The following is a 25,792-nucleotide window of genomic DNA, read 5'->3' on the forward strand; positions in this document are numbered from 1 at the left end:
TTTACAATAGCGCCGTCTCAACGGGGTGCGGAAGACAGTTTCCGCTGAGAGCAAACCCGTCGAACCTGAACCGGCTAATACCGGCGGAGGGATTTGAGCATCGCCAACGGATAACCCGCTTGCCTTCTCAGAAACCTTGCCCCCTTATTCCAGGAGTGCAACGTGATCAAAAAATACCTGCCCTGTCTGTTAATGCTGCTGGCCGCTCCGGCGCTGGCGAAAGAAACGCTGACGGTTTACACCTATGATTCCTTTGCCGCCGATTGGGGCCCTGGCCCGGCTATCAAAAAAGCCTTCGAGGCCGACTGCGACTGCGAACTGAAGTTCGTCGCGCTGGAAGATGGGGTTTCCCTGCTTAACCGGCTGCGGATGGAGGGCAAAAACAGCCCGGCCGACGTGGTACTGGGACTGGACAACAACCTGCTGCAGGCCGCCGAGCAAACCGGGCTGTTCGCGCCAAGCGGCGTCGATACCGCCAGTCTGACGGTGCCGGGCGGTTGGCAAGACCGCACCTTCGTGCCCTACGATTACGGCTATTTTGCTTTCGTCTATAACAAGCAGAAGTTGAAAAACCCACCGAAGAGCCTACAGGAACTGGTCAGTAGCGACCGACCATGGAAAGTCATTTATCAGGATCCGCGTACCAGTACCCCCGGATTGGGCCTGCTGCTGTGGATGCAGAAAGTCTATGGCGATCGCGCCCCGCAGGCGTGGCAACAGCTGGCGAAGAAAACCGTCACCGTGACCAAGGGCTGGAGCGAAGCCTATGGCCTGTTCCTGAAAGGGGAAGGCGATTTGGTGCTCAGCTACACCACCTCCCCGGCCTACCATCTGATCGAAGAAAAGCAAGACCTGTACGCCGCCGCCAACTTCAGCGAGGGTCACTACTTGCAGATCGAAGTGGCCGCCAGGCTGAAAGCCGGCAAACATCCGCAGCTGGCCGAACGGTTTATGCAATTTATGCTGACGCCGGCATTCCAGAACACCATTCCGACCGGCAACTGGATGTATCCGGTGATCAACACCACGCTGCCGGCGGGCTTTGATTCGATACAGGTACCGCAGACCGCGTTGCAATACAGCGCGCAAGAGGTGGCCAAACAGCGCAGCAACTGGATCCGTACATGGCAAACCGCCGTCAGCCGCTGATCCCCGCCTGGCTGTGGCCGGGGCTGATTGCCGCGGGTCTGCTCCTACTGGTCGCCGCGCTGGCGTTCGGCTCGCTGTGGCGACACGCGCCGCAAAGTGACTGGCAGGGCCTCTGGCACGACGCCTATTTGTGGCACGTGGTGCGCTTTACCTTCTGGCAGGCGTCATTGTCCGCGCTGATTTCCGTGCTGCCGGCCATTGTGCTGGCGCGGGCGCTATACCGTCGGCGCTTTCCCGGCCGCACGCTATTGCTGCGGCTGTGCGCCATGACGCTGGTGTTGCCGGTGCTGGTGGCGGTATTCGGGTTGCTCAGCGTCTACGGACGGCAGGGATGGCTGGCGGCACTGTGCGGCTGGCTGGGGATTGACTACCAGTTTTCACCGTATGGGCTGCAGGGCATTCTGCTGGCGCATATGTTCTTCAACTTGCCGCTGGCGACGCGATTACTGTTGCAGGCATTGGAAAACGTTCCGGTGGAACAACGCCAACTGGCGGCCCAGTTGGGCATGAACGGCTGGCAGCAGTTTCGCTTTGTCGAATGGCCGGCATTGCGTCGCCAAATATTGCCGAGCGGAGCGCTGATATTCATGCTGTGCTTCGCCAGTTTTGCCACCGTGCTGTCGCTAGGCGGCGGTCCGCAGGCCACCACCATCGAATTGGCTATCTACCAGGCACTGAGCTACGACTACGATCTTGGCCGCGCGGCGCTGCTGGCGCTGATCCAGCTTGCCTGCTGCCTGGGGCTGGTGGTGTTCAGTCAACAGCTGGGCCAGGCGCTACCGGTCGGTCATACCCAGGGCGCGCACTGGCGTAATCCGCAAGACAGCCGCCGACAACGCGTAACCGATTTTATGCTGATCGCCGCCGCCCTGCTGTTGCTAGTGCCGCCGTTGCTGGCGGTGATCGTCGATGGCGCCAATCAGGCGATGGCCAGTGTGCTACGCCAACCGGTGCTGTGGCAGGCGCTGCTAACCTCGCTGTACATCGCCGTCGGCGCCGGCCTGCTGTGCGTGTTGCTGACCATGATGCTGGTGTGGAGCAGCCGCGAGCTGAAACTGCAACAGCGTCTGCGCTGGGGGGAAACGCTGGAACTGAGCGGCATGGTGATCCTGGCGATGCCGGGCATCGTGCTGGCCACCGGTTTCTTCCTGCTGCTGAGCGATACCGTTGGGCTGCCGCAGTCGCCGTACGCGCTGGTTATCCTGACCAATGCGCTGATGGCGGTGCCGTACGCCCTGAAGGTGCTGGAAACGCCGATGCGCGATCTGGCGGAGCGCTATAATCCCCTGTGCCTGTCGCTGGGCATGCAGGGCTGGCAACGGCTGCGCTGGGTTGAACTGCACGCGCTGCGGCGACCGCTGGCACAGGCGCTGGCCTTCGCCTGCGTGCTGTCGATCGGCGATTTCGGCGTGGTGGCGTTGTTCGGCAATGAGCAGTTCCGTACTCTGCCCTTCTACCTTTACCAGCAAATTGGCGCTTATCGCAGCAACGACGGCGCGGTCACCGCGCTGATACTGCTGATGCTGTGCTTCCTGCTGTTTACCCTGATTGAACGCTTACCGGGCCGTACGGCCCGATAGATTTCACGCCGCCAAAGGCGCGGCGAGCAAGTGCGTAGCCGGTTCCCGAGAAGACAGGAACCTCTGATGCCAGCCAGCGGCGCGGTACTGTGAAAAATGAAGGATCTATGCTAGAGCTTGATAACCTGACCTATCTGTATGAACACCTGCCGATGCGCTTTGATCTGCGTATCCAGCCGGGTGAGCGCGTGGCGGTACTCGGCCCGAGCGGCGCCGGCAAAAGTACCCTGCTGAGCCTGATTGCCGGTTTTCTGCCGGCCGCCAGCGGCAGGCTGCGACTTGACGGCGGCGATCATACCCACACGCCGCCGGCGCAGCGGCCGGTGTCGATGCTGTTTCAGGAAAACAACCTGTTTGCCCACCTGACGGTACGGCAGAACATCGGACTGGGGCTGGATCCCGGCCTGCGTCTCAACGCCGATCATCAGAGGAGTCTGGCGCAGATCGCCGAGCAGGTCGGACTGGCGGAACATCTGTCCCGCTTGCCGGCACAGCTGTCTGGCGGCCAGCGTCAACGCGCGGCACTGGCCCGTTGCCTGATACGCCAGCAGCCGATTTTATTGCTCGACGAACCGTTTTCAGCGCTCGATCCGGCACTGCGTAGCGACATGCTGCAACTGCTGGACACGGTGTGCCGCCAGCGCAACCTGACGCTGCTGATGGTGTCGCACAATCTGGATGACGCCGCACGCATCGCCGCACGGACGCTGCTGGTGGTGGACGGGCGGATTTATTACGACGGTTCAACGCAGGCGCTGCTCGACGGCAGCACGCCGGCAGCGCGGGTGGTGGGGATTTCGGCAAAATAGTGATCTGACGCGCGTTTTTTATGCTGCGCCAATAAACCTGTTGTGCGAATTTTACGCCTGTGCTTTTATAAAATTCTGTTTTTCATTATTGATGATAAGGTCCCCATGATCGCATCCTCGCTGACTTCGACCCTACTAGTTACCGCGCTACCAGCCGCGGTGGTCGTCGTGCGTGTGGTGGTGGTCGTCGGCAGTGCGCCGTAGGGTCCGAATCAACGCATCGATTCCCAAACCCCGCCGGCGCAAACCGGGCGGGGTTTCTTGTTTCTACACCCTGCTCAGCGAAGCACACCGGCTCTGAGAAAAGGATAGAAACATGGCAATTTCGGGCACGCCTCATCCCAAGCAACGCTTTACCGGCGCACAGTTGATCGTGCATCTGCTGGAACGCCAGGGCATCACTACCGTCGCCGGCATCCCCGGCGGCGCCGCCTTGCCGCTGTACGACGCGCTGAGCCAGAGCAGCAGCATCCAGCACGTGCTGGCCCGCCATGAACAGGGCGCGGGCTTTATGGCGCAGGGCATGGCGCGCGCCAACGGCAAGGCGGCGGTGTGCATCGCCTCCAGCGGCCCGGGCGCCACCAACCTGGTGACCGCCATTGCCGATGCCAAGCTCGACTCGATCCCGCTGGTATGCATCACCGGCCAGGTACCGTCGTCGATGATTGGTACCGACGCATTCCAGGAAGTCGATACCTACGGTATTTCCATCCCGATAACCAAGCATAACCACCTGGTGCGCGACATCCGCGAACTGCCACAGGTTATCTGCGATGCGTTCCGCATTGCCGAATCTGGCCGCCCCGGGCCGGTGTGGATTGATATCCCGAAAGACGTGCAAACCGCCGAAATCGAACTGGATCGGTTGCCGCCGATCGCCGAACCCGACGCCGCACCGACGTTCGCTGCCGCCGAGGTCAGCCAGGCTGCGGCGATGATCAACCAGGCCAAACGGCCGATCCTCTATCTCGGCGGTGGTATCATCTGCGCCGAGGCACACCAGGCGGCACTGGCGCTGGCAGAGCGCGCCAACCTGCCGACCACCATGACGCTGATGGCGCTGGGCGCCATGCCGGTCGACCATCCGCTGTCGCTGGGCATGCTGGGCATGCACGCCGCACGCAGCACCAACTTTATTCTGCAGGAAGCCGACTTGCTGATCGTGCTGGGGGCGCGCTTTGACGATCGGGCGATCGGTAAAACCGAACAGTTCTGCCCAAATGCCCAAATCATTCACGTAGATATCGATCGCGCCGAACTGGGTAAGGTAAAACAGCCGCAGGTGGCAATTCATGGCGACGTCGGTCAGGTGCTGCAACAGCTGTTGCCGCAGATCGACGCGCAGTCGCGCAACGCATGGCTGAACACCGTCAACGACCTGAAACGCGAATTCCCGTTCAGCATGCCGAACGCCGACGATCCGCTGAGTCACTATGGGCTGGTACTGGCGGCGGCACGCTGCGTCGACGACAATGCGATTATTACCACCGACGTCGGCCAGCATCAGATGTGGGTGGCGCAGGCCTATCCGTTGCGTCGCCCGCGCCAGTGGCTGACCTCCGGCGGGCTCGGCACCATGGGGTTCGGCCTGCCGGCGGCTATCGGTGCAGCGCTGGCCGAGCCACGGCGCAAGGTATTATGCTTTTCCGGTGACGGCAGCCTGATGATGAACATTCAGGAAATGGCGACGGCGGTAGAACACGATCTGGACGTGAAAATTATTCTGATGAACAATCAGGCGCTGGGGCTGGTGCATCAGCAACAAACCCTGTTTTACCAGCAACGCATTTTTGCCGCCGCCTATCCAAAACGTACCGACTTTCTGAAAATCGCCGCCGGTTTCGGCATGGATATCTGTGATTTAAACGCCGCCGCCGATCCGCAGGCGGCGCTGGCGGATGCCATCCAACGCCCTGGCCCGTGCCTGATCCACGCATTGATCGACACCAATGAAAAAGTATTCCCGATGGTGCCGCCGGGTGCCGCCAACATCGACATGATTGGAGAATGAACATGCAACTACAGCAAAAGAACCCGCAGGTGATTCTGGAATTGGCAGTACGCAACCACCCGGGCGTGATGTCGCACGTCTGCGGCCTGTTCGCTCGCCGCGCGTTCAACGTCGAAGGCATTCTATGTATGCCGCTAAAAGATGGCCAGCAAAGCCGCATCTGGCTATTGGTGGCTGACGACCAGCGCCTGGTGCAGATGATCAGTCAGGTAGAAAAGCTCGAAGATGTGCTACAGGTAAAACGCCACAACGAAGACGTACGGGTGTTTGAGCAATTGGCCACCTTCTTTCAGTAAACCGCCACAGCGGGGCCGTCACCCGGCCCCGCCCTTCAGCCCGCCAGCACCTGCCACAGCAAGTGGCGGTAAACCGGCATCAGCGGCTGTTGGTGCATCAGGTAAAAACAGGCGGCGGCGGCCAACCAGGCCAGTACACAGGCCAGACGCAGGCGTAGCGGCGTCAGCCAGGCGCTTAACCGGTCGCTGCTGCGCTTGCCTGTGCGCCACCAGCGCCAGCTCAGCCAGACCGCCAGCCAGATCAGCACCACCACGCCAAACAGCAGCCATTTGAACAGGGCGCTGTGGCTATCGGCAGGAATATCCAGCGCCACTCCGGCCAGGATACCGGGGAAGAAGTAGACCGGTGGCCAGGTGATGCAGCCGATAATGTTCGGCAAGGCGAACTTGTACGGCGGCAGATCGAGCATGCCGGCCACCATCGGCACCAGCGGGCGCGTCGGCCCGACAAACCGGCCCAACAGCACGGTAAAGATACTGTGCTGGTGGAGCGCATGTTCGGTGCGGTCGAGCATCGCCTTGTGTTTTTTCAGGAATGACCAGCGATGCAGCGGCGCCTTGAACGCCCGGCCAATGAAATAGGAAATCCAGTCTCCCAGCAGGCAGCCACCGATACCCGCCACCCACGCCAGATAAAAATCAATCTGTCCGCTGCCAATCAGCGCACCAATGCTGGCCATCATCACCGTGCCGGGCAGCAGTAGCCCGACCAGCGCCAACGACTCCAGAAACGCCACCAGCGCAATCACCATCAGAGTGAAGGCCAATGACTGAGTAATCAGATGCTGTAAATAGGCTTCCATTGAACCTCTAGTGAATTGAAAATCGCCGGGTCGGGGATTGTCCGGTCAGTATCTCAATGAGTCAACTGGTGAATTGTATGCGTTTTTGGCAGTCTCGCCAGAAGGTGGACAATTACTGTATAAAAAACCATACTATTGCATATGTCTCCATCGGATAAGCCTGGCCGTTGAACAATACCGTCACCTCACCCATGCAGGGATTCCTGCTAACCCGCCACTGGCGCGACACCCCCGCCGGCAGCGAAATCGAGTTCTGGCTGGCCACCGACAGCGGCCCGCAGCAGCTGCGCTTGCCGCCGCAAACGTCGGTGGCGTTCATCCCCGTCGAACAGCGCCAGCGCGCCGAACTGCTGCTGCGCGGCGAACGGCAGATCTCGCTGAAAATACTGCCGCTGAAGGACTTTCACGCCCGACCGGTGCTGGGCCTGTACTGCCGTCAGCACCGTCAGTTGATCAAGCTGGAAAAATTGCTGAAAGAAGGCGGCGTCAGCGTCTACGAGGCCGATATCCGTCCGCCGGAACGCTACCTGATGGAGCGTTTCATCACCGCGCCGGTCTGGTTTAGCGGCCAGCCCAACGGCAACGGTCCGCTGCTGAACGCGCAGCTCAAACCCGCACCACACTATCGCCCACGGCTGAAGATGGTGTCGCTGGACATTGAAACCACCGCCCATGGCGAGCTGTATTCCATTGCGCTGGAAGGCTGTGGTCAACGGCAGGTGTACATGCTGGGTCCGGCCAACGGCGGCAATCAACCTCTGGATTTCGATCTGCACTACTGCGCCAGCCGCCCTCTGTTGCTGGAAAGGCTCAATCAGTGGCTGGAACAGTACGATCCCGACGCCATTATCGGCTGGAATCTGATCCAGTTTGATCTGCGGGTGCTGCAAAAACACGCCGACCGCTATCAGATCCCGCTGCGTTTTGGCCGTGGCGGCAACCTGCTGGAGTGGCGCGAACACGGTTTCAAACAAAATCACTTCTTTTGTTCCGCCGCCGGTCGGCTGATTATCGACGGCATTGAGGCGTTGAAATCTGCCACCTGGAACTTCCCGTCGTTCAGTCTGGAGTCGGTGTCGCAGACGCTGCTGGGTGAAGGCAAGTCGATCGATAACCCATATCAGCGCATGGCCGAGATTGACCGTCGCTTTGCCGAAGACAAACCCGCGCTGGCCCGCTATAACCTGAAAGACTGTGAACTGGTGACGCGCATCTTCGCCAAAACCGAGCTGCTGACCTTTTTACTGGAACGTGCCACCGTCACCGGACTGGCAGCCGACCGCAGCGGGGGTTCCGTAGCGGCCTTCAGCCATCTGTATCTGCCGCGCATGCATCGCCAGGGTTACGTTGCGCCCAATCTGGGCGAACTGCCGCAAGAGCACAGCCCCGGCGGGTTTGTCATGGACTCGCAGCCCGGCCTGTACGACTCGGTGCTGGTACTGGATTACAAAAGCCTGTATCCCTCGATCATCCGCACCTTTCTGATCGATCCGGTCGGACTGGTGGAAGGCGGGCAGCACCCAGACGATGCCGACTCGGTTGCCGGCTTTCGCAATGCGCGCTTCTCGCGCAGCAAACATTGCCTGCCGGCGATCGTCAGCCAGATCTGGCAAGGGCGCGAAACCGCCAAAAAACAGCACAACAAACCGCTGTCACAGGCGCTGAAAATCATCATGAACGCCTTCTACGGCGTACTGGGCGCCAGTGGTTGCCGGTTCTTCGATCCGCGCCTGGCCTCCTCCATTACGTTGCGTGGCCACGAGATCATGCGGCAAACCCGAGAGCTTATCGAAGCTCGCGGCTATCAGGTCATCTACGGCGATACCGACTCCACCTTCGTGTGGCTGAAGACGCCCCATAGCGAAGCGCAGGCGGCACAGATCGGTCGTCAACTGGTGGAGTACATCAATAGCTGGTGGCAACGGCATTTACAGCAGCAGTATCGCCTGGACAGCGCGCTGGAGCTGGAGTTTGAAACCCATTATTGCCGTTTTCTGATGCCGACCATTCGCGGTGCGGAACAGGGTAGCAAAAAGCGCTATGCCGGGCTTATCGCCAACCCCGACGGCAGCGAGCAAATGATCTACAAGGGACTGGAAACGGTACGTACCGACTGGACGCCGCTGGCGCAGCAGTTCCAACAGCAGCTGTATCAGCTGATTTTCAAACGTCAGCCCTATCGGGAGTTTGTACTCGATTACGTGGCCAAAACCCTCGATGGCACCTTCGACGATCGCCTGATATACCGCAAGCGCCTGCGGCGGCGGCTGGACGAATACCAACGCAATGTACCGCCGCACGTGCGCGCCGCGCGCATCGCCGATGACTATAACCGACAGCAGGGGCGACCGCTGCAATACCAGAGCGGCGGCTGGATCGGCTATGTCATGACGGTTGCCGGCCCGGAGCCACTGGAAACGCAACGGTCCGCCATTGACTACGATCATTACCTTGAGCGCCAGCTGCAACCGGTGGCAGACGCTATACTTCCTTTCCTGCACGATGATTTCGCCACGCTGGTCACCGGGCAGATGGGTTTGTTTTAAACGGCATCGGGTCAAGTGAATTCGTAATTTTCTTGCCGAATTGCCAGCGAATGCGGGAAGTAAAAAATCCTCAAGTTTTGCAGGTGACGAACGCGCTGCCTTCCATTACCATAGCGCCCTTCCCAAATTCTGAATCATTACCCGTGGCGTTGTAGAACGTATACATGGGAGCTATAGCTATTGCCCGCCAAATCACAATAAATCGGGTTTAATACAGGTCGCTGCACCGTAGCGACAGGACTTACTTAAAGAATCGAGCCGACAATATATGCCTTTTACACTTGGTCAACGCTGGATCAGCGATACGGAAAGCGAGTTAGGACTGGGAACCGTCGTAGCGCTGGACGCGCGGATGATTACTCTGCTTTTCCCCGCCACCGGCGAAAACCGCCTCTATGCCAGAAATGACTCGCCGATCACCCGCGTAATGTTCAACCCGGGAGACACCATCAGCAACCACGAAGGTTGGCAACTGCTGGTTGAGGAAGTAAAAGAAGATAACGGACTGCTGACCTACATCGGGACCCGCCTGGACACCCAGGAAAGCGGCGTGGCAATGCGCGAAGTGCTGCTGGACAGCAAATTGACCTTCAGCAAACCGCAAGACCGCCTGTTTGCCGGCCAGATCGATCGCATGGACCGTTTTGCGCTGCGTTTTCGCGCCCGCAAATATCAGAGCGAGCAATACCGCCTGCCGTTCGCCGGTCTGCGCGGCATGCGCGCCAACCTGATCCCGCACCAGTTGCATATCGCCTACGAAGTCGGCCAGCGCCATGCACCGCGCGTGTTGCTGGCCGATGAAGTCGGGCTGGGCAAAACCATCGAAGCCGGCATGATTATTCACCAGCAGCTGCTGGCCGGGCGCGCCGAGCGTGTGCTGATCGTGGTGCCGGAAACCTTGCAGCACCAGTGGCTGGTCGAAATGATGCGCCGCTTCAACCTGTACTTCTCGCTGTTCGATGACAGCCGCTACGCCGAAGCCAAGCTCGACAGCAGCAACCCGTTCGAAACCGAACAGCTGGTGATCTGCTCGCTGGACTTTGTGCGCCGCAACAAGCAGCGCCTGGAAGAGCTGGCAGACGCGCAATGGGACCTGCTGGTGGTTGACGAAGCACACCACCTGGCCTGGAGCGAAGAAGCGCCAAGCCGTGAGTATCAGGTTATCGAACAACTGGCCGAGCATATTCCCGGCGTACTGCTGCTGACCGCAACGCCAGAACAGCTGGGCCAGCAGAGCCACTTTGCCCGTTTGCGCCTGCTGGATCCGAGCCGTTTCCACGACTATCAGGAATTTGTCACCGAACAGCAGAAATACCGCCCGATCGCCGATGCGGTCACTCTGCTGCTGAGCGGCGAACGGCTGGCTGACGATAAGCTTAACCTGTTGGGAGAGCTTATCGATGAACAGGACATCGAACCGCTGCTGAAGGCGGCCAACAGCCACGACGACCAAGCCGAGTCGGCACGTCAGGAACTGGTCACCATGCTGATGGATCGCCACGGCACCAGCCGGGTGCTGTTCCGTAACACCCGTAACGGCGTGAAAGGCTTCCCGCATCGTCATCTGCATCAGATCAAGCTGCCGTTGCCGACCCAATATCAGACGGCAATCAAGGTGTCTGGCATTATGGGCGCCAAAAAGAGCGTCGAAGCGCGGGCACGCGATATGCTGTACCCGGAGCAGATCTATCAGGAGTTTGAAGGCGAGAACGCCACCTGGTGGAACTTTGACCCACGCGTTGAATGGCTGCTGAACTATCTGCTGGCCAACCGCCACGAAAAAGTGCTGGTGATCTGCGCCAAGGCCGCCACCGCGCTGCAGCTGGAACAGGTATTGCGCGAACGTGAAGCGATCCGCGCAGCGGTATTCCACGAAGGGCTGTCGATTATCGAACGTGACCGCGCCGCTGCCTACTTCGCCTCGGAAGAGGACGGTGCGCAGGTGCTGCTATGTTCCGAAATCGGCTCCGAAGGCCGCAACTTCCAGTTTGCCAGCCATCTGGTGATGTTCGATCTGCCGTTCAACCCCGATTTGCTGGAGCAACGTATCGGTCGTCTCGATCGCATCGGTCAGTTGCACGACATCCAGATCATGGTGCCATACCTGGAAAACACCGCGCAGGCAGTACTGGGGCGCTGGTTCCATGAAGGGCTGGACGCCTTCGAACACACCTGCCCAACCGGTCGTACCATTTATGACAGCAGCTACGAACGCCTGATCGGCTATCTGGCAGCGCCGACCGAACAGGAAGGTCTGGATGAGTTTATCCACGCCTGTCGTCAGCAGCATGATCGGTTGAAAATCCAGCTGGAGCAGGGTCGCGACCGCCTGCTGGAGATGCACTCCAACGGCGGCGACAAGGCGCAGGCGCTGGCCGATGCTATTGCCGAGCAGGACAATGACGTCAATCTGGTGGGCTTCGCGCTTAACCTGTTCGACATTGTCGGCATCAATCAGGAAGATCGCAGCGATAGCCTGATCGTGCTGACCCCGTCCGATCACATGCTGGTACCGGACTTCCCTGGCTTGCCGCAGGATGGCTGCACCGTGACGTTCGATCGCGATCGCGCACTATCGCGTGAAGATGCCCAGTTCGTCAGTTGGGAACACCCGATCATCCGTAACGGTCTCGACCTGATTTTGTCCGGCGACACCGGCAGCTGCGCGGTTTCCCTGCTGAAGAACAAGGCGCTGCCGGTCGGCACGCTGCTGGTTGAACTGGTATATGTGGTTGAGGCGCAGGCGCCGAAGCACCTGCAGTTGACCCGCTTCCTGCCGCCGACACCGATTCGCATGCTGATGGATCGTAAAGGCAGCAATCTGGCGGCGCAGGTGGAGTTTGAGAGCTTCAATCGTCAATTGAACGCGGTTAACCGCCACACCTCAAGCAAGCTGGTGAACGCCGTACAACAGGACGTTCACGCCATGCTGCAGCAGGCAGAAGGCCTGGTTGAAGCCGAAGCGCGCACGCTGATTGAGCAGGCGAAACAGGAAGCGGACGACCGGCTGAGCACCGAGCTGGCGCGTCTGGAAGCGCTGAAAGCGGTCAACCCGAACATCCGTGACGACGAAGTCGAAGCACTGGAGTTCAACCGCAGGCAGGTACTGGCAAACCTGAACGAAGCAGGATGGCGTCTGGACGCTATTCGCCTGGTGGTGGTCACTCACCAGTAACTCGCCGCAACGGGGGGCTTCGGCTCCCCGTCAGGCCCTCAAGCGGAGCTGTCATGCAACCCTACCATCCCCCTACCGGTCCGATGCACATTCTGTATCAGGATGAACATATCATTGTGGTCAATAAGCCCAGTGGTTTGCTGTCGGTACCCGGCCGCGCGCCGGAAAACAAGGACAGTCTGATGACGCGTATTCAGGCCGACTTTCCAGCGGCCGAATCGGTGCATCGGCTGGATATGGCCACCAGCGGGGTGATTGTGGTGGCGTTGAACAAGCCCGCCGAGCGTGAACTGAAGCGCCAGTTTCGCGAACGTGAACCCAAGAAATCCTACATTGCCCGGGTCTGGGGCCATCTGGAACATGACGAGGGGATGGTGGATTTGCCGCTGATTTGCGACTGGCCGAATCGGCCATTGCAGAAAGTGTGTTTTGAAACCGGTAAATCGGCCCAGACAGAATACCAGGTGCTGTCACGCGACGCCGATGGCAGCACGCGTGTCAAGCTGACGCCGATTACCGGACGTTCGCACCAGCTGCGCCTCGAGATACCCTAAATAATTGGCGTTGCGTCGCGGCGGCAACCAAGCGCACCCCGAGAGCGTACATAAAGTACGGGTATCGTTATTTGAAGCCTTTCTCACGCTTGATCAGGTCATACGCCGCCTGAATCTCCTGCGCCTTCTGCTTGGCCATTTCCATCATTTCCGGCGGCAGGCCTTTCGCTACCAGTTTATCCGGGTGATGTTCGCTCATCAGCTTGCGGTAGGCGCGCTTGATAGTGGTGGCGTCATCACTGCTGTCTACCCCCAGCACCTTGCAGGCGTCTTCCAGCGTCGGCCCACGTTGCGCCTGCCGGTGACCGCCGTGCGAATAACCGCCCTGTTGATGATAGCCGCCGCCAAACTGCTGGCCGCCTTCCATCATGCGTAGGAACTGATCGAACTGCGCGCGTGAAATGCCCAGCTCTTCGGCAATCACATACAGCACCTGACGTTCGTTCGGGTGCAGCGAGCCATCGGCAAACGCCGCCTGGATCTGAATTTCCAGAAACATCCTAATCAGATCGAAACGACCGAAACAGATGCTGCGAAACTGCTGCAGGGTCTCTCGCAACGGGAAATTGCCCTGCTTGCCTTCACGAAACGCCTGCTGGGCAGCGGTACGCGCTTCGCCGTGTAGCTGCATGCGATCCATAAACAGGCTGGCGATTTGTATGTCAGCCTCGGTAACGCGCCCTTTTGATTTGGTGAGGTGCCCCATTACCTGAAATGTGGTGCGGAAAAACAGCGTTTGCCGCGTTTGCTGGTCAGCGAAAAAGCCTCGGCTGCGCTTATTGTTGCGCGCAGTATCGATCATATGGCCGACAATCAGCCCCAAAACTACGCCCCAGAAGCCCGCGCCAGACCAAATGGCGACAATGACTCCGAGCAGTTTTCCCCAATACTGCATATACTCCTCAATTATATTACTTTCAGCGCAATGCCCCGCCGCAATAGCTAAGGGTTAGGCGATTTTTCCCAAGATTTCGATTATCATACCTGTCATTTATCGCTGCGCCTAACAACGACGCAGTTAAACGGCAGGATTTAACTAGCGCAACGCAGATGAGTGATATAGTCTCTGACCGTTTGCCGGACATGACGCCTCTGATGACGGAACACCAAAACCGCGTATGAAAAAAAGTTTCCCAACACTGCTGGCCACAATGATTTGGACGGCACTCTACAGTCAGCATGCGCTGGCTGATCTGGCCGAGCAGTGCATGCTCGGCGTTCCTACCTATGACAAACCGCTGGTCAGCGGCGACCCCAACAGCCTGCCGGTCACCATCAATTCCGATGATTCCCGCGCCGACTATCCGGGGAGCGCGTTATTCAGCGGTGATGTAAAAATCGAACAGGGCAACAGTACGCTGACGGCGAAACAGGTCGAACTGAACCAGAAGCAGGAGCCGGGTCAGGCCGATCCGATCCGCACCGTCACCGCCACTGGCGATGTGCACTACGACGATAACCAAATCAAGCTGAAAGGGCCGAAGGCCTGGTCAAACCTGAACACCAAGGACACCGATGTCTACCAGGGTGATTACCAGATGGTTGGCCGTCAGGGGCGCGGTGACGCGGACAAGATGAAAATGCGCGGCCAGAATCGCTACACCATTCTGGAAAATGGCACCTTTACCTCTTGCCTGCCGGGCGACAACAGCTGGAGCGTAGTCGGCTCCGAAGTGATCCACGACCGTGAAGAGCAAGTAGCGGAAATATGGAATGCACGCTTTAAAATCGGCGGCGTTCCGGTGTTCTACAGCCCGTATCTGCAATTGCCGGTGGGCGACAAGCGGCGTTCCGGCTTCCTGATCCCCAATGCGAAATATGGCAGCAATAACGGCTTCGAATTCATGCTGCCGTATTACTGGAACATCGCGCCCAACTTCGACGCCACCATTACGCCGCATTACATGACCAAACGCGGTCTGCAACTCCAGAACGAGTTCCGTTACCTGACGCAACCGGGCGCCGGCACCATCGAATTTGACTGGCTGCCAAACGACAGCGAATACAACAAGGACAACCCGCAGGACAGCAACGATACCCGCTGGCTGTTCTACTGGAACCATAGCGGCGTGATGGATCAGGTGTGGCGCTTCAACGTTGACTACACCAAGGTCAGCGACTCGCAATACTTTAACGATCTGGACTCGTTGTACGGTTCCACTACCGATGGTTACGCGACGCAAAAATTCAGCGCCGGCTATGCCGATGAGAACTTTGACGCCACCATCTCGTCCAAGCAGTTCCAGATCTACGACAATACCAGCCGTACCAGTGCGGATACCTACAAGGTATTGCCGCAGATTGACCTCAACTATTACAAGAATGACCTTGGTCCGTTCGACTTCCGCGTTTACGGCCAGGCGGCCAAGTTCGTCAACATCAACCCTTACAGCCCGGACGCCACGCGCCTGCACCTTGAGCCGACGCTGAACCTGCCGTTGACCAACGGCTGGGGCTCGCTCAACAGCGAAATCAAGCTGATGGCGACGCACTACCAGCAGGATATTCCGGACGGTTTCGCCGGCAACTACAAGAGCCGTACCGGCCGCGACGCGCCAGAGCTGGACGACTCGGTCAATCGTGTACTGCCGCAGTTCAAGGTTGACGGCAAGATGGTATTCGACCGCAACATGGACTGGGCGAAGGATTATACCCAGACGCTGGAACCGCGCCTGCAATACCTGTACGTGCCGTATCGCGATCAGAGCAACATCTATTCCTACGACTCCACGCTGCTGCAGACCGACTATTCCGGCCTGTTCCGCGACCGCACCTACAGCGGTCTGGATCGGATTGCCTCGCAGAACCGTCTGGCCGCCGGGGTAACGTCGCGCGTTTATGATGATGCGCTGGTTGAACGTTTCAACGTTTCTGTGGGTCAAATCTATTACTTCAGTCGTTCGCGCACCGGCGATCAGAACTCCGGTTACGACAACAATGATGACACCGGTAGCCTGGTATGGGCCGGCGACACCTATTGGAAGATCGACGATCGTTGGGGTCTGCGCGGCGGGGTGCAATATGACACTCGCCTCGACAGCGTAGCGCTCGGTGATGCAGTGCTGGAGTACCGTCAGGACGAAAACCGCATGGTGCAGTTGAACTACCGCTACGCCAGCCCGGAATATATCCAGGCAACGTTGCCGCAGGTCACCAGCCCGGGCTATCAGGACGGCATTTCGCAGGTGGGCGTTACCGCCAGTTGGCCAATTGCCGATCGTTGGGCGATCGTCGGGGCTTACTACTACGACACTCGCGCGCAACAGTCCGCAGATCAACTGGTTGGCCTGCGTTACAACACCTGCTGCTGGGCGGTTAACCTCGGTTACGAACGCAAGATTACCGAATGGGATACAGGTAATCAGTCCAGCAAATATGACAACAAAGTTTCATTCAACATCGAACTGCGTGGCCTGAGCAGCGATCATAGTCTCGGTTCCGGTGAAATGCTGCGTTCAGGCATTCTGCCATACCAACGTGCGTTTTGATGTTCTGTAATACTTTGAAAAACGAGAACTTTCACCCGCATTTGCGGATTACATAATGGGAAATGTATGAAGAACTGGAGAACGCTTATTCTCGGATTGGTGGTTTGTGCCAATGCCGCGTTCGCAGCACCCCAAGAAGTGGATAAAGTCGCCGCCGTCGTGGATAACGGCGTGGTACTCGAGAGCGACGTCAATGGCTTACTGCAGTCGGTGAAGCTCAATGCGCAGCAGGCCGGCCAGCAATTGCCAGACGATAAAACGCTGCGTCATCAGATCCTCGAGCGTTTGATCATGGATAACATCCAGTTGCAGATGGCCAAGAAAATGGGCATCAACGTCACCGATGCCGATCTGGATAAAGCCATCGCCAATATCGCCGCGCAAAACCGCATGTCCACCGATCAGCTGCGCAGCCGTCTGGCTTACGAAGGGTTGAACTACAACACTTACCGTTCGCAGATCCGCAAAGAGATGCTGATCACCGAAGTGCGCAACAACGAGGTGCGTCGTCGCGTCACCATCCTGCCGCAGGAAGTTGATGCACTGGCGAAGCAGGTCGGGGCGCAAAATGGCAGCGACACCGAAATGAACATCAGCCACATCCTGATCCCGCTGCCGGAAAACCCGTCGCAGCAACAGGTTGATGAAGCGGAAACGCTGGCCAAGCGCCTGATCGGCGAAATCAACAGCGGTGCCGACTTCGGCAAGCTGGCTATCACCTATTCTGCCGACTCGCAGGCACTGAAGGGCGGTAATATGGGCTGGGGCAAACTGCAAGAGATCCCTACCCTGTTTGCCGAACGCCTGGTCAGCGCCAAAAAAGGCGATATCGTCGGTCCCATCCGTTCAGGCGTTGGCTTCCATATCCTGAAGGTCAACGATCTGCGTGGCGCCAGCCAGTCCATTTCGGTTACCGAAGTTCACGCACGTCACATCCTGCTGAAACCGTCGGTGGTGATGACTGACGATCAGGCGCGGGCGAAACTGGAAGAAGTGGCAGCAGCAGTCAAAAGCGGCAAAGCCAAATTCGCTGACGAAGCCAAACAGCTGTCTCAGGATCCTGGTTCTGCCCTGCAGGGCGGCGACCTGGGTTGGGCGTCACCGGATATCTATGACCCGGCCTTCCGCGATGCGCTGCTGAAACTGCAAAAAGGCGAAGTCAGCCAACCGGTGCATTCGGCATTTGGCTGGCACCTGATCCAATTGCTGGATACCCGCCAGGTAGATAAAACCGATGCGGCGCAGAAAGAACGTGCGTACCGCATGCTGTTCAACCGCAAGTTTGCCGAAGAAGCGCAAACCTGGATGCAAGAACAGCGCGCTGCCGCCTACGTAAAAATTCTTGATGGCAGCGATGCACAACAATAATCGTCTGGTGATTACCCCCGGTGAACCCGCCGGGGTGGGGCCGGATCTGGTGATAGCGCTGGCGCAGCAGGCATGGCCTGTAGAGCTGGTGGTGTGCGCCGATCCGGCCCTGTTGCTTGCGCGTGCACAGCAGTTGAAGCTGCCGCTGCAGCTGCGCGAGTATCAGCCGGGCGTCGCGGCCCAGCCCCAGCAAGCCGGCAGTCTGACGGTGTTGCCGATCGCACTGGCGACGCCGGCGATTGCCGGTCAGTTGGACGTCAGCAACAGCAGCTACGTGGTGGACAGCCTGGCGCGCGCCTGTGACGGCTGTCTGAACGGTGAATTCGCCGCACTGATCACCGGCCCGGTCAACAAGAGCATCATCAACGATGCCGGCGTGCCGTTTAGCGGACACACCGAATTTTTCGCCGAACGCAGCCAGCGCGATCGGGTAGTAATGATGCTGGCTACCAAAGAATTGCGCGTCGCGTTGGCTACCACGCACCTGCCGTTACTGGCAGTGCCGGGCGCCATTACCGAGCAAAGCCTGCACGAAGTGATCACCATTCTTGATCATGATTTGAAAACCAAGTTTGGTATCGCGCAGCCGCAGATTTATGTTTGCGGGCTCAACCCGCATGCCGGGGAAGGCGGCCATATGGGCCGTGAAGAACTGGACGTGATCATTCCGGCGCTGACCGCGTTGCGCGCTCGCGGCATTGCGCTGACGGGTCCGCTGCCGGCCGATACGCTGTTCCAGCCAAAGTATCTGCAACATGCAGACGCGGTGCTGGCGATGTATCACGATCAGGGTCTGCCAGTGCTAAAATACCAAGGGTTCGGCCGCGCGGTGAATATCACGCTCGGCTTACCTTTTATCCGTACCTCGGTGGATCACGGTACCGCGCTGGAACTGGCCGGCACCGGCACCGCCGACGTGGGCAGTTTCAAAACGGCGTTAAATCTCGCCATTAAAATGATAAATAATTGTAATGAATAATAGAGTCCACCAAGGGCATTTTGCCCGCAAACGCTTTGGACAGAACTTTTTAACCGATCAGTTTGTCATCGATAGCATCGTTTCCGCCATTCACCCGCAACCGGGTGAAGCGGTGGTTGAAATCGGCCCAGGGCTTGGCGCATTGACCGAGCCGGTCGGCGCTCGCATGGATCGCATGACGGTGATTGAGCTGGACCGCGATCTGGCGGCCCGCCTTGCCAGTCACCCACAGCTGAAAGACAAACTGACCATTCACCAGCAAGATGCCATGACGGTCAATTTCTCCGAAATGGCCGAACAGGCTGGTCAACCGCTGCGCGTGTTTGGTAACCTGCCGTATAATATTTCGACACCGCTGATGTTCCACCTTTTCAGCTATACTCAGGCTATTCGCGACATGCATTTTATGTTGCAGAAAGAAGTGGTTAATCGCCTGGTTGCCGGCCCGAACAGCAAGGCCTATGGCCGTTTATCGGTAATGGCGCAATATTATTGCAACGTTATTCCGGTGCTGGAAGTTCCGCCAACCGCGTTCGCGCCGCCGCCAAAAGTGGACTCTGCCGTGGTACGTCTGGTTCCGCATGTTGTCATGCCGCATACCGTCAGCGATGTTCGCATGCTGAGCCGCATAACCACCCAGGCTTTTAATCAGCGTCGTAAAACCGTGCGTAACAGCCTTGGCGATTTGTTCACGCCGGAACAGCTGAGCGAGCTCGGTGTCGATCCTACGCTCAGAGCAGAAAATATTTCTGTGGCGCAATACTGCCAGCTGGCAAACTGGCTATCAGCCAAACCGGCGCCGCAGCAATAAGGAGTCGAAACCATGATTGATTCACCCCGTGTGTGTGTTCAGGTACAAAGCGTCTATGTGGAATCACAGTCGCAGCCGGAAGACGAGCGCTATGTCTTCGCCTATACCATCACTATTCGCAATCTGGGGCGTTTCAACGTGCAACTGCTTGGCCGTTACTGGTTGATTACCAACAGCAACGGTCGGCAAACTGAAGTTCAGGGCGAAGGCGTGGTTGGCGAACAGCCAATCATTCTGCCCGGCAGTGAATTCCAATATACCAGCGGCGCGATCCTCGAAACGCCGCTGGGCACCATGGAAGGCCACTACGAGATGGTTGATCATCTGGGTCAGTCGTTCCGCACCGCTATTCCCGTCTTCCGACTCGCTATCCCAACGCTGATCCACTAACTATGTCGACATATCTTATCGGTGACGTTCATGGCTGTTTCGATGAACTCAAGTCGCTATTAGCTCAGGTTTCTTTTGATCCGCAGCAGGATACGCTGTGGTTAACCGGCGATCTGGTGGCCCGTGGGCCGGGATCGCTGGAAGTGTTGCGCTTTGTGCGCTCGCTCGGCCCGGCAGTACGCATGGTATTGGGCAATCACGATCTGCATTTGCTGGCGGTGTACGCCGGCATTAGCCGCAATAAGCCCAAGGATCGCATAACCCCGCTACTGGAAGCACCTGACGCCGACGAACTGATCAACTGGCTGCGCCGCCAACCGGTATTGCAGGTGGATGAGCAGCAGCAGCTGATCATGGCGCATGCCGGCATCACGCCGCAGTGGGATATTGCAACCGCCAAAACCTGCGCGCGCGAAGTCGAAGCGGTGCTCAGCAGCGATAGCTATCCGCTGTTTCTCGATGCCATGTACGGCGACATGCCGAACAACTGGAGTCCCGAACTGAGCGGCCTGGCACGTTTGCGTTTTAGCACCAACGCCCTGACGCGCATGCGCTACTGCTTCCCGAACGGTCAACTGGACATGATCAGCAAAGACGCGCCGGGCACCGCGCCCGCGCCGCTAAAACCCTGGTTTTCCCTGCCGCGTCTGGTGGACCCGCAGTACACCATCATCTTTGGCCATTGGGCGTCGCTGGAGGGCAAGGGTACCCCTGACGGGATTATTGCGCTCGATACCGGCTGCTGCTGGGGTGGAGAGCTGACGATGTTGCGCTGGGAGGATAAACGCTACTTTACCCAGCCGTCCAACCGGCGGGAAATGCTGGACGGCAGCGATACGCTGGCGGCGTCATAACCGACTCGGCGTACAATGAACAAGGGCGCCGTTTGCGCCCTTGTTCATCAAGTCTGGCCAGCCGGGTCAGGCGCCAATCACCCCGCCGTCTTTGCGGGTGATCATCAATACCGAAGAGCGTGGACGCGGACTGTTATTCGGGAAGTGGGAATCGCCTTCCTCTCCAGGGTGCTGGACGTTGACAAACATCGTTTTGTAATCTGGCGTGAAGGTAATGCCGGTCAGTTCGCATGATTTCGGTCCTACCATAAAGCGGCGGATCTCGCCGCTTTGCGGATCGCCCACCAGCATCTGATTGTTACCCTGCCCCTGATAATCGCCTTTATTACTGTACTTGCCATCGGTCAGGATCCATAGGCGCCCCGCCTTATCGAACCCCAGACCATCCGGACTGTTAAACGTATTTTCCGCCGTAATGTTTGGCGTGCCACGGTTGACCCCTTCCGGATAGGCAATCGGATTGCCGCACAGCACATAAATATCCCACGAGAACGTTTCCGCCGTCGCATCACCGCCTTCGTCCCAGCGGATAATCTGGCCGTAAACGTTCTTTGGCCGCGGGTTGGCGGCATTCAACGGCATGCCTTCTTCGCCGCGCTTGCTGTTGTTGGTCAAGGTGCAGTAGGCACGCCCGTCATGCGGATTGACCGCGATCCATTCCGGGCGATCCATTTTGGTTGCGCCAACCTGCGCGGCGGCCTTGCGGGCAAAGATCAGCACTTCTGCCGCATCACGGAAGCCGTTTTCCGGCGTCAGGCCATTTTTGCCGAACTCCAGCGCGATCCAGCGCCCTTTGCCTTTAAGCGGCGTACCGTTGGCGTCGCCGTCAAACTGCGCCACGTACAGCGTGCCGTCATCCAGCAGGCCGCGATTATTCGCCGGGTTGGCGACGTCAACCTTGCCTTTGGAAACGTATTTATAGATATGCTCGCCGCGTTCATCGTCGCCCATATACACCACCAGGCGCCCGTCCTTAGCCACGGTTACTGCGGCATTTTCATGCTTAAAACGCCCCAGCGCGGTGTGTTTTATCGGCGTCGAGGTCGGATTCATCGGGTCGATTTCCACAATCCAGCCGTGGCGGTTAAATTCGTTCGGATTCTTCGCCACGTCGAAACGGTCGTCAAAATCCGGCCAGTTGCGTTCTGGCTCGCTGACGTTGAGCGTGTAGCGCTGCTGTTCCGGCGTGGTTTTATAATCGGCCTGTTTGGTGCCGAAATAGGTATCGAAGTTCTCTTCGCAGGTCAGATAGGTGCCCCACGGCGTTTTACCGTTGGCGCAGTTGCCAAAGGTGCCAAGCACCTTACGCCCGGACGGGTCGGCGGCGGTTTGCAGCAGCGGATGGCCGGCTGCCGGGCCGCTGAATTGCATTTCGCTATTGGCGGTAATGCGGCGGTTGTAGCGCGATGGACGCTCAACCTCCCAGCGCTGCGTATCGCCAATGCGTTTCACCGCCACAATCGAGACGCCGTGCCCAGCCTGAGACTTGCGCACGTCTTCCAGACTGGTGGCCTTGCTGCCGCCATGGGCGAACAGGTATTGCTCGTTAACGTATTCGTTATTGATCGCCATTACCCCGTGGCGCTCGTCGATCGGGAAGAAGCTCATACCATCGTTGTTATCGCCGAACTGTTTTTCCTGATCGGCCGCGCTGTTACCGCCATTGGCATCAAACGGCGCCGCGCCATCAACCAGCGGCTCCCCCCAGGAGATCAGCACTTCGGCCTGGTATCCCGGAGCAATCACCACCTCATCGGCGGTAGAAGCAGCAATCCCTTTAAAGCCCAGCAGCCTGTTTGCCGGCAGATCTTCGGCCAGCGCTTCGGCCGACACGCTCAAGATACCACCGCCGAGGAAACCGGCCAGGCCAACGGCACCGGCGCTGCCCAGCAGCAATTTACGACGAGTAGGATCGATCAGGCGATCGGCATTTAATTGCTCAATTTTATTGGTCATGATTTTCGCTTCCTGGTAGACGGCGCCACGATCAAAGGTCACCAGAGTTGCCGAGGCGCTCAAGGTTGGGCTTCATACTAATCAGGAAGTGTGACGAAAATGTTACAGATGTCAGCCAGAGGCGCAATTTGCCGGCAAAAGCAAAATAGTTCGCGAAAACAAAGCGCTTAAAATCCTCTGCATGCCGGATGACCGCCAGACTGGCGCGTTGCTGCCCCGTGCGCTAACCCGATCGGTGCCGCATAGCGTTCAACGTGTGGGGCTGAGGAGGGGAACCTCAGGGGCGCAATCGCTTTGCCCCCCTGCGAGCCTTTTACAGCTTAAGCTGCATGACCCGTCGATTAACGACGTTCGAGAATTTCAAAACAGTAGCTGTGCGAGTTCTGTTCGTCTGCGTCATGGAATTCGCTAAACGAGGTTTCCCATTCGTCTGGTTCGTAGTCCGGGAAATGCGTATCACCACCGACTTCTGCGTCGATGTGTGTCAGGTACATGCGGTTGGCACGCGCCAGGAACTGGCTATAGATACGCCCGCCGCCCATCACCATCACTTCTTCCACGTCGCCCGCGGCAGCCAGCGCTTCATCCAGCGAGGTTGCCCAGGTCACGCCGGTGTCGACGCCCGCTCGGCTGCTCAACACGATGTTATGGCGCCCCGGCAACGGGCGGCCAATCGACTCAAACGTCTTGCGGCCCATAATGACCGGCTTATTTAACGTATTACGTTTAAACCACGCCAAATCGGCAGGCAGATGCCATGGCATGGCGTTTTCCATGCCAATTACGCGATCCGCCGCCAAGGCAGCGATCAGGCTGATAATCATTGTTAAACCCTGTATAGGCAGCAAAATTGCTCACACTATACGTAAAGCCCCATCGGCCGTCGATAGGGCAAACAAGCAATGTGAATATATAAGATAGCTCTTATCAGAATAGCTAATAATTACCGCCACTAAGCTACACCCCGGGGCGTTTGCGATACAGCCATAATCCCGGTAACGACAGACCGATCGACAGCGCGCCGACGATAAAACATGCCTTGAGAAAATGCGTCACCATTACCGCCATCAGCGCCTCGCTATAGCCAAGGTGCGAAATCTCGACCAGCGTAATCATGGCGGTATAGGCCGGAATGCCGGGGAACATCGGGATGACCGCCGCTACGGTGAATACTTTCGGATGCGCTAACAGCCAGCGCGACCAATATATACCGATAATGCCAATCAGCACCGCCGCCAGAAACGACGCCCATTCTACGTTGATGCCAGCCAGCATCAGCAGCATGCGCGAGCCGTGCCCCAACGCACCAAGCAAGGCGCAATAGCGCAGCGCGCGCAATGGCACGTTGAACACCATGGCAAACCCCAGCGCCGGCACCGCCGCCAGCAGCATGTCGCGCACCAGCGCCCATAACAGCATCATGACCACCCCCGCAAACCCCACAGCGACATCGCCACTATTACGCCAATGCAGGTGGCAAGCGTTAACAGGCTGGCCATTGCCCAACGCGCCAGGCCGGTATTGACATGCCCTTTGAACATATCCGCCACCGCATTGATCAGCGGAAAACCCGGTACCAGCAGCAACACGCTGGCGGCCATTGCCACGCTGGCCGTCTGGTTAAACAGGGGCAGACGCAGCAGCAAGCCGGATACCGACGTGGCGACAAATGCCGTCAGGCAGAAGTTGATCAATGGGTTCATCTGTCGAGCGGTCAACATCTGCCGCACCCACATCGCCAGACCGCTGGCGATAAAGGTCACGGCGAACGCATCGCTGCCGCCGCCGTTGAGCATACTGAAGCAGCCGCAGGACAGCGCCACCATCAGCACCACCAGACCGCGTGGGTAACGCAGCGGGCGAATCTTGTCGAGGCGCTTTGCCACCTCGTCGACGTCCGCCAGCCGATGTTCCGCCAGAATCACCACGTGCTGCACCTCGGTAACCATATGCATGTTGATACCGCGATCGATGTTCTTGCGCGTCGTGGTCAGACAGGCTCCGTTGCTGATGGTCGTCAGCACCACCGCATTGGCGGAGATCGAGCTTTCCACGCTGTCCATGCCCAACGCCAGCCCGAGTCGGGTAGAGAGTTGTTCGACCACCATGCTTTCGGCACCGTGCTGTAACAGCATCAGTGCGCATTGAATACACAGCCGGGTGATGTCTCGTTGTTGCCGGTTAGGCTCCGGCATGCTGATGATGGCTTGTTGCTTCATACTGCCCCGTGATTCACGCTGAATGAATGTTCATCATATTGCTTATTCTGACCACAATGGGTTGATGCGCGTCAGGGTGCTCGGCGTTATTATCAACGCAATGACTTTTTTACCGAGATTGTGACCATGCTGGAAACCACATTATTTGTCGCCGGGATCGCCACGCTGGGCATGCTGTCGCCGGGGCCGGACTTTTTCCTGGTGATCAAGAACGCCGCGCGTTACCCGCGGCCGGCGGCGCTGATGACCGCCTGCGGCGTGATTTTCGGCGTCGCGACCCATATGTCGTATTGCGTCGCCGGGCTGGCGGTGGTGATCACCACTACGCCGTGGCTGTTTAACCTGCTGAAATATGCCGGTGCGGCCTACCTTATCTGGATTGGCATCCAGGCGTTGCTGTCACGCGGCGGCGGCAAGATAAACGTCAGTAGCCTGCCTGCCCAGCAGGTCAGCCTGAAAAACGCCTTTATGCAGGGTTATCTGTGCAATCTGCTGAACCCGAAAGCCACGCTGTTTTTCCTGGCGGTGTTCACCCAGGTGTTGCAGATCGATTCTGGCATCGGCGAAAAACTATGGTATGCGGGGATAATCCTTGGCCTGTCGGCGCTGTGGTGGCCGCTGCTGGTGTATCTGATTCAAAGCGGGCCGGTACGCCGCGGGTTGGAAAAAGCGCAAAAGGTAGTCGATAAACTGCTGGGCGGCATGTTGATTGCGCTTGGTATCAAAGTCGCGCTGAGCTGATTTACCCTGCATCCCCGCCGTTGCGCGTTGTTGGCTGTGTACATTTACCCCGGTCACTTGGCT

Annotated in this window: 21 protein-coding genes, 1 pseudogene and 1 riboswitch; of the genes and pseudogenes, 16 read left to right on the plus strand and 6 right to left on the minus strand. The window is 58.3% G+C overall.

The window, feature by feature from the left end; genetic code table 11:
• Nucleotides 1–11 precede the first annotated feature (11 nt).
• Nucleotides 12–110, plus strand: a riboswitch (TPP riboswitch).
• An 82-nt stretch (nt 111–192) separates the two neighbouring features.
• From thiB to ilvN, 6 genes are all read left to right on the plus strand, one after another.
• Nucleotides 193–1,149, plus strand: a complete 957-nt coding sequence (gene thiB / locus NYE85_RS00700) for a thiamine ABC transporter substrate binding subunit (protein WP_405050651.1) — start codon at nt 193–195, stop codon at nt 1,147–1,149.
• On the plus strand, nt 1,125–2,729 hold the full coding sequence (thiP, locus tag NYE85_RS00705) for a thiamine/thiamine pyrophosphate ABC transporter permease ThiP (protein ID WP_259002408.1): 1,605 nt from the start codon (nt 1,125–1,127) through the stop codon (nt 2,727–2,729). Before thiB ends, thiP begins: the two co-directional genes overlap by 25 nt.
• A gap of 107 nt (nt 2,730–2,836) precedes the next feature.
• The gene (gene thiQ / locus NYE85_RS00710) at nt 2,837–3,538 is read left to right on the plus strand and encodes a thiamine ABC transporter ATP-binding protein ThiQ (RefSeq protein WP_259002410.1); all 702 of its coding nucleotides are present in this window, start codon (nt 2,837–2,839) and stop codon (nt 3,536–3,538) included.
• Between the two features lie 105 nt (nt 3,539–3,643).
• The gene (gene ivbL, locus NYE85_RS00715) at nt 3,644–3,742 is read left to right on the plus strand and encodes an ilvB operon leader peptide IvbL (protein WP_071586693.1); all 99 of its coding nucleotides are present in this window, start codon (nt 3,644–3,646) and stop codon (nt 3,740–3,742) included.
• A 112-nt stretch (nt 3,743–3,854) separates the two neighbouring features.
• A complete protein-coding gene (gene ilvB, locus NYE85_RS00720) occupies nt 3,855–5,549 on the plus strand; it encodes an acetolactate synthase large subunit (RefSeq protein WP_259002412.1) in 1,695 nt (564 codons plus the stop codon).
• 2 nt (nt 5,550–5,551) lie between these two features.
• Nucleotides 5,552–5,845, plus strand: coding sequence for an acetolactate synthase small subunit (gene ilvN, locus NYE85_RS00725; RefSeq protein WP_259002415.1), 294 nt, complete (start codon nt 5,552–5,554; stop codon nt 5,843–5,845).
• Nucleotides 5,846–5,880: 35 nt separating this feature from the next.
• Here the strand turns inward: ilvN and NYE85_RS00730 are convergent, their stop codons facing one another.
• Complete coding sequence (locus NYE85_RS00730) at nt 5,881–6,648, minus strand: DedA family protein (RefSeq protein WP_259002417.1); 768 nt, start codon at nt 6,646–6,648, stop codon at nt 5,881–5,883.
• Nucleotides 6,649–6,839: 191 nt separating this feature from the next.
• On the opposite strand from NYE85_RS00730, the gene NYE85_RS00735 reads away from it, so the two are divergent.
• From NYE85_RS00735 to rluA, 3 genes and pseudogenes are all read left to right on the plus strand, one after another.
• Nucleotides 6,840–9,194: a DNA polymerase II gene (locus NYE85_RS00735; RefSeq protein ID WP_259002787.1), complete on the plus strand. Its 2,355-nt coding sequence runs from the start codon at nt 6,840–6,842 to the stop codon at nt 9,192–9,194.
• Nucleotides 9,195–9,462: 268 nt separating this feature from the next.
• Entirely contained in the window at nt 9,463–12,369 is a 2,907-nt protein-coding gene (gene rapA, locus NYE85_RS00740; protein ID WP_259002419.1) for an RNA polymerase-associated protein RapA, read from the plus strand.
• Nucleotides 12,370–12,422: 53 nt separating this feature from the next.
• Nucleotides 12,423–12,917 (plus strand): annotated as a pseudogene (rluA, locus tag NYE85_RS00745) (bifunctional tRNA pseudouridine(32) synthase/23S rRNA pseudouridine(746) synthase RluA); the annotation flags it as partial.
• A 73-nt stretch (nt 12,918–12,990) separates the two neighbouring features.
• Here the strand turns inward: rluA and djlA are convergent.
• Nucleotides 12,991–13,818 (minus strand): co-chaperone DjlA, encoded by an 828-nt coding sequence (djlA, locus tag NYE85_RS00750; protein ID WP_259002421.1) that lies wholly within the window; start codon nt 13,816–13,818, stop codon nt 12,991–12,993.
• Nucleotides 13,819–14,041: 223 nt separating this feature from the next.
• On the opposite strand from djlA, the gene lptD reads away from it, so the two are divergent.
• The 6 genes from lptD (at nt 14,042) to apaH (ending at nt 20,813) form a co-directional block, all read left to right on the plus strand.
• The gene (lptD, locus tag NYE85_RS00755) at nt 14,042–16,411 is read left to right on the plus strand and encodes an LPS assembly protein LptD (protein WP_259002423.1); all 2,370 of its coding nucleotides are present in this window, start codon (nt 14,042–14,044) and stop codon (nt 16,409–16,411) included.
• Nucleotides 16,412–16,477: 66 nt separating this feature from the next.
• A complete protein-coding gene (gene surA / locus NYE85_RS00760) occupies nt 16,478–17,779 on the plus strand; it encodes a peptidylprolyl isomerase SurA (RefSeq protein WP_259002424.1) in 1,302 nt (433 codons plus the stop codon).
• Entirely contained in the window at nt 17,766–18,758 is a 993-nt protein-coding gene (gene pdxA / locus NYE85_RS00765) for a 4-hydroxythreonine-4-phosphate dehydrogenase PdxA (RefSeq protein WP_259002425.1), read from the plus strand. Before surA ends, pdxA begins: the two co-directional genes overlap by 14 nt.
• On the plus strand, nt 18,751–19,569 hold the full coding sequence (gene rsmA, locus NYE85_RS00770) for a 16S rRNA (adenine(1518)-N(6)/adenine(1519)-N(6))-dimethyltransferase RsmA (protein WP_198773268.1): 819 nt from the start codon (nt 18,751–18,753) through the stop codon (nt 19,567–19,569). The genes pdxA and rsmA overlap by 8 nt, the downstream gene beginning before the upstream one ends.
• A 12-nt stretch (nt 19,570–19,581) precedes the next feature.
• Complete coding sequence (apaG, locus tag NYE85_RS00775; protein ID WP_259002426.1) at nt 19,582–19,959, plus strand: Co2+/Mg2+ efflux protein ApaG; 378 nt, start codon at nt 19,582–19,584, stop codon at nt 19,957–19,959.
• Between the two features lie 2 nt (nt 19,960–19,961).
• Nucleotides 19,962–20,813, plus strand: coding sequence for a bis(5'-nucleosyl)-tetraphosphatase (symmetrical) ApaH (apaH, locus tag NYE85_RS00780; protein WP_259002427.1), 852 nt, complete (start codon nt 19,962–19,964; stop codon nt 20,811–20,813).
• 66 nt (nt 20,814–20,879) lie between these two features.
• Here apaH and NYE85_RS00785 read toward each other — a convergent pair whose 3' ends face one another.
• The 4 genes from NYE85_RS00785 to NYE85_RS00800 form a co-directional block, all read right to left on the minus strand.
• Entirely contained in the window at nt 20,880–22,769 is a 1,890-nt protein-coding gene (locus NYE85_RS00785) for a PhoX family phosphatase (protein ID WP_259002429.1), read from the minus strand.
• Nucleotides 22,770–23,110: 341 nt separating this feature from the next.
• Complete coding sequence (gene folA / locus NYE85_RS00790; RefSeq protein WP_259002430.1) at nt 23,111–23,593, minus strand: type 3 dihydrofolate reductase; 483 nt, start codon at nt 23,591–23,593, stop codon at nt 23,111–23,113.
• Between the two features lie 133 nt (nt 23,594–23,726).
• Nucleotides 23,727–24,191: a threonine/serine exporter gene (locus NYE85_RS00795; RefSeq protein WP_259002432.1), complete on the minus strand. Its 465-nt coding sequence runs from the start codon at nt 24,189–24,191 to the stop codon at nt 23,727–23,729.
• Nucleotides 24,188–24,988 carry a threonine/serine exporter ThrE family protein gene (locus NYE85_RS00800; RefSeq protein ID WP_259002434.1) on the minus strand — a complete coding sequence of 267 codons (801 nt, stop codon included), beginning with the start codon at nt 24,986–24,988 and terminating at the stop codon, nt 24,188–24,190. The genes NYE85_RS00795 and NYE85_RS00800 overlap by 4 nt, the downstream gene beginning before the upstream one ends.
• A gap of 126 nt (nt 24,989–25,114) precedes the next feature.
• Between NYE85_RS00800 and NYE85_RS00805 the strand changes: the two genes are divergently transcribed.
• Nucleotides 25,115–25,729, plus strand: a complete 615-nt coding sequence (locus tag NYE85_RS00805; protein WP_259002435.1) for a LysE family translocator — start codon at nt 25,115–25,117, stop codon at nt 25,727–25,729.
• Nucleotides 25,730–25,792: the final 63 nt, after the last annotated feature.

Origin of the sequence: Serratia sp. AKBS12 (assembly GCF_024793895.1) — a bacterium.
Taxonomy (GTDB): domain Bacteria; phylum Pseudomonadota; class Gammaproteobacteria; order Enterobacterales; family Enterobacteriaceae; genus Serratia_F.